The 6,649-nt window shown below is 40.4% G+C and carries 6 protein-coding genes; all 6 read left to right on the top strand.

From position 1 onward, the window contains the following. Positions 1-81 precede the first annotated feature (81 nt). The 6 genes from FFM67_RS12165 to msrA all read left to right on the top strand — a co-directional run bounded on the left by FFM67_RS12165 (position 82) and on the right by msrA (position 6,396). A complete protein-coding gene (locus FFM67_RS12165; RefSeq protein ID WP_137614806.1) occupies positions 82-726 on the top strand; it encodes an endonuclease III domain-containing protein in 645 nt (214 codons plus the stop codon). Between the two features lie 76 nt (positions 727-802). Further along, positions 803-1,555 carry a type I methionyl aminopeptidase gene (gene map, locus FFM67_RS12160; RefSeq protein WP_137614805.1) on the top strand — a complete coding sequence of 251 codons (753 nt, stop codon included), beginning with the start codon at positions 803-805 and terminating at the stop codon, positions 1,553-1,555. A gap of 324 nt (positions 1,556-1,879) precedes the next feature. Beyond that, positions 1,880-3,652, top strand: coding sequence for an oleate hydratase (locus tag FFM67_RS12155; protein ID WP_137614804.1), 1,773 nt, complete (start codon positions 1,880-1,882; stop codon positions 3,650-3,652). A gap of 115 nt (positions 3,653-3,767) precedes the next feature. After that, positions 3,768-4,796, top strand: coding sequence for an SDR family oxidoreductase (locus tag FFM67_RS12150; RefSeq protein ID WP_137614803.1), 1,029 nt, complete (start codon positions 3,768-3,770; stop codon positions 4,794-4,796). Positions 4,797-5,036: 240 nt separating this feature from the next. Beyond that, on the top strand, positions 5,037-5,216 hold the full coding sequence (locus FFM67_RS12145) for a hypothetical protein (RefSeq protein WP_137614802.1): 180 nt from the start codon (positions 5,037-5,039) through the stop codon (positions 5,214-5,216). 361 nt (positions 5,217-5,577) lie between these two features. Further along, positions 5,578-6,396 carry a peptide-methionine (S)-S-oxide reductase MsrA gene (gene msrA, locus FFM67_RS12140; RefSeq protein WP_137614801.1) on the top strand — a complete coding sequence of 273 codons (819 nt, stop codon included), beginning with the start codon at positions 5,578-5,580 and terminating at the stop codon, positions 6,394-6,396. Positions 6,397-6,649: the final 253 nt, after the last annotated feature.

Below are 6,649 nucleotides of genomic sequence, written 5' to 3'. Positions count from 1 at the left end.
TTACGACGAAGCAGAAGGAATTATATGAGGCGTTAGGGGTTGCCCCTCCCTCGTTATAAATTCCGGGAATTCAGGATAGAAATGGTCACAAATATCGAAGAATTATATGAAGCCTTTAGTCAGGTTATGGAACACCGTCGCTGGTGGGATACTGATAATAAATGGGAGATTTTACTTGGTGCGGTGCTCGTCCAAAATACCAACTGGCGCAATGTTGATTACGCGCTAACAAATCTAGCGGTTGCGACCCAGTTTTTACCAGAGAAAATAGTGGCGTTAGAAAAAACAGAATTACAAGACTTGATTCGGCCTAGCGGCTTTTATAAAGGCAAGTCTGAAACGATCCAGCGCTTATTTACATGGCTGGCTGAAGCACAATTTGATTTGGAATTAATTGCGCAACAAGAGTTTTCAAAGCTACGGAAAGAATTGTTGACAATCAAAGGAATTGGTGAAGAAACGGCGGATGTTTTGCTAGTCTATGTCTTTGACCATTCGACGTTTATCGCGGACAAATATGCGCAACGAATTTTTGAAAATCTTGGTTTTTTATCCTCAGGATATAAAGATTTGAAGAAGCAGATCCTTTGGCCGGAGACGCTGGATACCATCAAAGCGCAGAATCTTCACGGCTGGATCATTGAGTATGGACAGATTTATCTAAAAAATAAAGACCTTTGGCGAAGGGGACCGTTGAATCAATTTAAGCTGGAGTTAAACTCTTGATTGTTTTTAATCATTTGCCTTTCCTTTAAAAGTGATTCGTGTTATAACGTTCAAGTATCAATGAAGGAGCGAATAAATGATCACTTTAAAATCAACAAGAGAAATTGAACAGATGAAAGAATCTGGTGCTATTTTAGCGGGTATCCACAAACAATTGCGGGAATTTATTGTTCCCGGTGTTACCACCAAAGAAATCAATCAATTCGTCCAGAAAAAAATCGAAACTGCTGGAGCGACAGCGGCTCAGATTGGTTTCGAAGGCTACGAATTTGCGACGTGTACGAGCGTGAATGATGAGATTTGTCACGGCTTTCCGTCAAAATATCGTTTGAAAACAGGCGATGTTCTGAAGGTCGATTTTTGTGTTGATTATCATGGCGCAATTTCGGATAGTTGCTGGACGTATGCGGTCGGCGAAATCACGCCGGAGCATCAAGCACTGATGGATGTAACCAAAGAAGCATTGATGTTAGGAATCGAACAAGCCCAAGTCGGCAATCGTGTTGGGGATATCGGCCACGCCATCCAAACATATGCAGAAGGCAAAGGCTATGGCGTTGTTCAAGATTTCCTAGCTCATGGAATCGGTCCGACGATACATGAAGAACCATTCTTCCCTCACTTTGGTGTTGCCGGTAAAGGAACTCGGTTGAAGGAAGGCATGACGATTACGATCGAGCCCATGATCACCACAGGAACTTGGGAAGCGGGAATCGATGGCAATGGTTGGACTGCTCGGACATTGGACGGCAGTTTTTGCGCTCAATATGAACATTCCATCGTGATAACCAAAGAAGGTCCAGTAATTATGACCGAACAAGAGGCATAATACTAGAGGTCGCGACAGAAGTATTCAGCTTCAAGAAATAAGAAGGAATTGCCGGAAATGACTTTTTAAATTTTTGTGGAATTTCGACTTATTTCCGAAGAAGCGACGTCTATCGTACCGTTTAATCGAAAAGAGGACCTGTGACAAGGTTTTTGTCACAGGTTCTCTTTTTTTAGACAAATACTTCGATTAGTCTAGTTTTCCAGATTGTTCAACGCGTCTTATTTCTATTATTATTTTCTGACTGGTATGCTAAATAAAGAAAGTCAATGATTTTACTACCATTGGCGAAGTACTTGAAAAAATAAAATAGGAGGGAACAACATGAGATACACGAATGGAAACTATGAGGCATTTGCTAGACCGAGAAAACCGGAAGGCATCGACGACAAGAGCGCGTATATCGTAGGAGCAGGCTTAGCGGGCTTAGCCGCTGCAGTCTTTTTAATTAGAGATGGTCAAATGAAAGGTGAACATATTCATATCTTTGAGGAACTGTCATTGTCTGGTGGTTCGTTAGATGGAAAATTTATTCCCCATGATGGTTTTGTCACGCGGGGTGGTCGTGAAATGGAAAATCACTTTGAATGTTTGTGGGATCTCTTTCGTTCAGTGCCATCACTGGAAGTGGAAGATGCTTCTGTTTTAGATGAATTCTATTGGTTGGATCATGACGATCCTAACTCATCGAATTGCCGGATCATTCATAATCGTGGTGAACGGGCAGCTGACGATGGGGACTTTACTTTATCAAAAAAGGCGCAAAAAGAATTAGTCGATTTGTTTATGACGTCAGAAGATCAATTAATCGGCAAAAAGATCGAAGACGTTTTTGGTGAAGAATTCTTTGAATCAAACTTTTGGTTGTATTGGTGTTCAATGTTTGCCTTTGAAAAATGGCATTCCGCTATTGAGATGCGCCGTTATGTGATGCGCTTCATTCATCACATCAAAGGATTGCCTGACTTCACCGCATTGAAATTCACTCGCTACAATCAATATGAATCTTTAGTGAAGCCATTGTTATCTTTCTTGAATGACCATGGCGTGGACTTCCAATATGAAACGAAGATCACTAATATTCAAGTTGAAGCGACATCGAATAAAAAAGTAGCACAGAAAATTTTGCTGACGCATTCAGGTAAAGCCGAAGAAATCGCATTGACGGAAAATGATTTAGTTTTCGTCACCAATGGTTCGATTACAGAAAGCTCAACCGAAGGGGACCATCATACCCCTGCACCAATTACTCATGAATTGGGCGGCAGCTGGAATCTTTGGAAAAACTTGGCGAAACAGTCGAATGAATTCGGTCATCCAGAAGTTTTTTGCGACAATTTGCCGGATGAAAGCTGGTTTGTCTCCGCAACTGTGACATGGGAAAATTTTGATATTGAACCTTATATTTCACGTTTGACCAAACGAAAATTACGGACGGGTAAAGTGGTTACCGGTGGGATTATTACGATCAAAGATTCCAATTGGTTAATGAGTTTCGCCACTCACCGTCAACCGCATTTTAAAGAACAAAACGATCAACAAACAGTAACCTGGGTCTACGGGCTCCTTTCCAACACTCCAGGAAATTATATAAAGAAGCCGATTGAACAATGCAGTGGCCAAGAAATCGTACAAGAATTGATGTATCACTTAGGTGTGCCAGAAGCGGACATCAAAAAATTCTCTGAGGAATCTTGTGTGGTGGTTCCCGTCTATATGCCATTTATCACATCGTACTTTATGTTGCGCGAACCTGGCGATCGTCCGTTAGTCATTCCGAATGGCTCAGAAAATCTAGCCTTCATTGGAAACTTTGCTGAAACCGAGCGAGACACTGTCTTTACCACCGAATATTCTGTTCGGACCGCGATGGAAGCTGTCTATTCCTTCTTGGACATCGAACGAGGCGTGCCGGAAGTTTATGCCTCAGCTTATGACATCCGTACATTAGCTAATTCGGTGTATTATTTAAGTGATCGGAAGAAGCTTTCGGAAATGGATCTGCCTTACGTTGAGAAAAAAGTGTTGGAACACTTTGTGAAGAAAGTCGAAGATACGTATATTGGTGATGTATTAAAAGATAATCATTTGTTGTAATAGCTTTTGATAAGAGCGGATCAATTAAGTTTGGTTCGTTCTTTTTTATCAAACCTCTTGCCCTAAACCATAGTTTAGGGTTTAAAGTAAAGAAAACTTGATGGAGGTTTTCACTATGGCAGAAAAAGTATTGGTAACAGGCGGAACAGGTTTTTTAGGCATGCAAATGCTCTTACAACTATTAAATAAAGGCTATGATGTTCGAACAACGGTCCGCTCATTGAAAAGCAAGGACAAGGTAATCAGTACCTTACGCAAAAACGGTGTCACAAATTTTGAACAGCTTTCATTTATCGAAGCAGACCTTTCAAAGGACGACAATTGGACTGAGGCGATGGCGGATCGCGATTACGTATTGAGTGTCGCTTCACCCGTGTTCTTTGAAATTCCTAAGGATGAAGCAGAAGTGATTCGTCCCGTAGTCGAAGGAATCCTTCGCATTTTGAAAGCGGCTAGTCGTACGAAAGTTAAACGAGTCGTTATGACATCAAACTTTGGTGCAGTAGGATTTACTAATCAGGATTGGCATTCGGTAACGACTGAAAAAGATTGGACTGATGAAAATGCCAAGGGTCTTTCAGCCTATGAAAAATCTAAACTGCTGGCCGAAAAAGCTGCATGGAAGTTTATTGAAACTGAAGGCAAAGGCTTGGAATTTGCGACGATCAATCCAGTAGCTATTTTTGGACCTTCCTTGGATAGTCATGTTTCCGGCAGTTTTGATTTATTGAAGGGGATTGCTAGCGGTTCGATGAAAGTAATACCGAATATTCAGTTGAATGTGGTGGATGTGCGAGATGTCGCTGATCTGCATATTAGAGCAATGAGCACACCAGAAGCTGCGGGCCAGCGTTTTATTGCCTCAACGGATGGAATGATCTCAATGCCGGAAATCGCGGAGCTGTTGCATAGAGAACGTCCTCAATTAGCAGCTACTTTGTCGAAAAGAGTCATGCCCAATTGGATGTTAAAAGCGGCATCTTATGTAAATGCAATGGCCAAAGAGGGACAGTTCATGGCTGAGATGAACCGTAACGTCAGCAACGCCAAAGCGAGAGAAGTCTTAGGATGGAAACCGATTGGAACCAAAGAAGAGGCTATATTGGCAGCCGTTGACAGTTTGATTGAATACAACTTAATTTAAAAGGCGGACCAAGAAACAAAGAGTTTCTTGGTCTTTTTTATTGTCGGTTCTAAGTGATCAAGCTACAAAAATATTAGATTGAGATTTTCTTAATATTTGCTATTTTTTGTAGTTCAATCTTAATAAATAGTATTAGGAGGAATTGTGGATGATCAAAATTGTGATTGTAGGTTATGGAAATTTTGGACGTAATGTTGAACGAGCATTGAAACAAAACGCGGATATGGAATTGGGATTGATATGAAGACCGGTTACTATACAAATGAATTAGAAGCATTAGTTGTTGATGGTGCGATTGATTTAGCCTTAGTAAACGATGCAATGTGGTGTATTTTAAAATTAAAAAATGATTTGGAACTGTTTGAAGAACCTTATCGTGGTACCAATGTCGATCAGGAGCAAACTACCTTTATTGACTGAAGGAAATCGAAACTTGGCGCGATAAAGTGACCCAAGAATCGATCGTGTTATTACAAAATAAAAACGAGGTACTTCCATAGAAGAAAAAAAGGTAACATTCACGATTAAGCGAAATGATTTATTTTACTATATGAAGGATATGCAGTTTGGAACTGAAGCGGGGGAATTTATTGTTTTTGTTGGAAAAAATGTAAATGATACACAGCAAGCTCAATTTGAATTGCTTTAATTTCAATGAACGACTACAACTTTTGTGGTCGTTCTTTTTTGGTCACAATTCAACCATTCGATAATTCCCTCAATTTGTGGTAAATTGCAATTGAATTTTAGCGGACAGACTGTCTCAAAGGGAGTGAGTATGATGGCTTTAGATCAAGAAAAAATTTTAGAAAAAATCTATAATCTGATTTTAAATCCCAACACGCGAGACTGGGAACGTTACTTGCTGACGAATGCAAAAAATGCTTTAGCAGCGAGTGAAAATTTTAATGAGCAGACAGCCAAGTTGGAAGCGGAGCTGCGACCACTGGCTACTCGGAATAATTTGACACCGGATGTTGCTGATTTTTATCAGGAACTGACTGGAAATGAATCGCGTAGGGAAGAATCGGTCCAAGAAAAACATCAGATCAGTGATCCAACCCATCAAGAGCGGGCAATTTTTGCAGGTGGCTGTTTTTGGTGTATGGTAGAACCTTTCGAGACGCATCCTGGGATTGATTCAGTGTTGTCAGGGTATACGGGTGGCATAGAGGATCGACCGAATTATGATCAGGTCAGCGGCGGTTTTACCGGACATGTGGAGGCGGTAGAAATTATCTTTGATACGCGGGTCGTTAGTTATCAAGAATTAATGACGCTTTATTGGCAGATCATTGATCCGACAGATGCTTCTGGCCAATTCCAAGATCGTGGCGATCAATACCGGCCAATCATTTTTGTGTTAAATGACCAACAGCGTCGAATCGCTGAAAAAGAAAAGCAAGCGGTGATTGAGTCCCATCGTTATAAAAAACCGATCATCGTGGAGATTAGAAGAGCGGAGACGTTTTGGCCAGCGGAAAATTATCATCAGGAATTTTATAAAAAGCAGCCAAAAAGGTATAAAGCCATTAAGCGGACTCGGCAGCAATTTTTGACGTATCAGCATTTAAAAGGAAAATTGCTAGCAAGAAAGTAGCTATTTGCTACTCTTTAATAGCTCTTAAAGACTAGCCAGAATCTTTTTTAATTCTAGCTAGTTTTTTTGCGAATAATTAACGTGATTCGAAGCATAAAGGTAGAGCGATAGTTTATATAACTCATACCATAAAAATAGCATAGACTGCGGCAAACCTTTGTTTAGGTTTTTTATAAATTCTTAATTGTCAAATTAAGTTAGACAAATCATCAATACTTACGTAACTCAAAAATACTTCCAAAGGTGTTCGATA

It is taken from the genome of Enterococcus viikkiensis (genome assembly GCF_005405345.1).
Classification (GTDB): Bacteria; Bacillota; Bacilli; order Lactobacillales; family Enterococcaceae; genus Enterococcus_A; species Enterococcus_A viikkiensis.
The sequence above is the reverse complement of the archived record's forward strand: the minus strand, read 5'-3'. Positions and strand labels throughout refer to the sequence as shown.

Coding starts and splice junctions, on each gene's coding strand:
- FFM67_RS12165 (WP_137614806.1), top strand. CDS start 82: ATGGTCACAAATATCGAAGAATTATATGAAGCCTTTAGTCAGGTTATG.
- map (WP_137614805.1), top strand. CDS start 803: ATGATCACTTTAAAATCAACAAGAGAAATTGAACAGATGAAAGAATCT.
- FFM67_RS12155 (WP_137614804.1), top strand. CDS start 1,880: ATGAGATACACGAATGGAAACTATGAGGCATTTGCTAGACCGAGAAAA.
- FFM67_RS12150 (WP_137614803.1), top strand. CDS start 3,768: ATGGCAGAAAAAGTATTGGTAACAGGCGGAACAGGTTTTTTAGGCATG.
- FFM67_RS12145 (WP_137614802.1), top strand. CDS start 5,037: ATGAAGACCGGTTACTATACAAATGAATTAGAAGCATTAGTTGTTGAT.
- msrA (WP_137614801.1), top strand. CDS start 5,578: ATGGCTTTAGATCAAGAAAAAATTTTAGAAAAAATCTATAATCTGATT.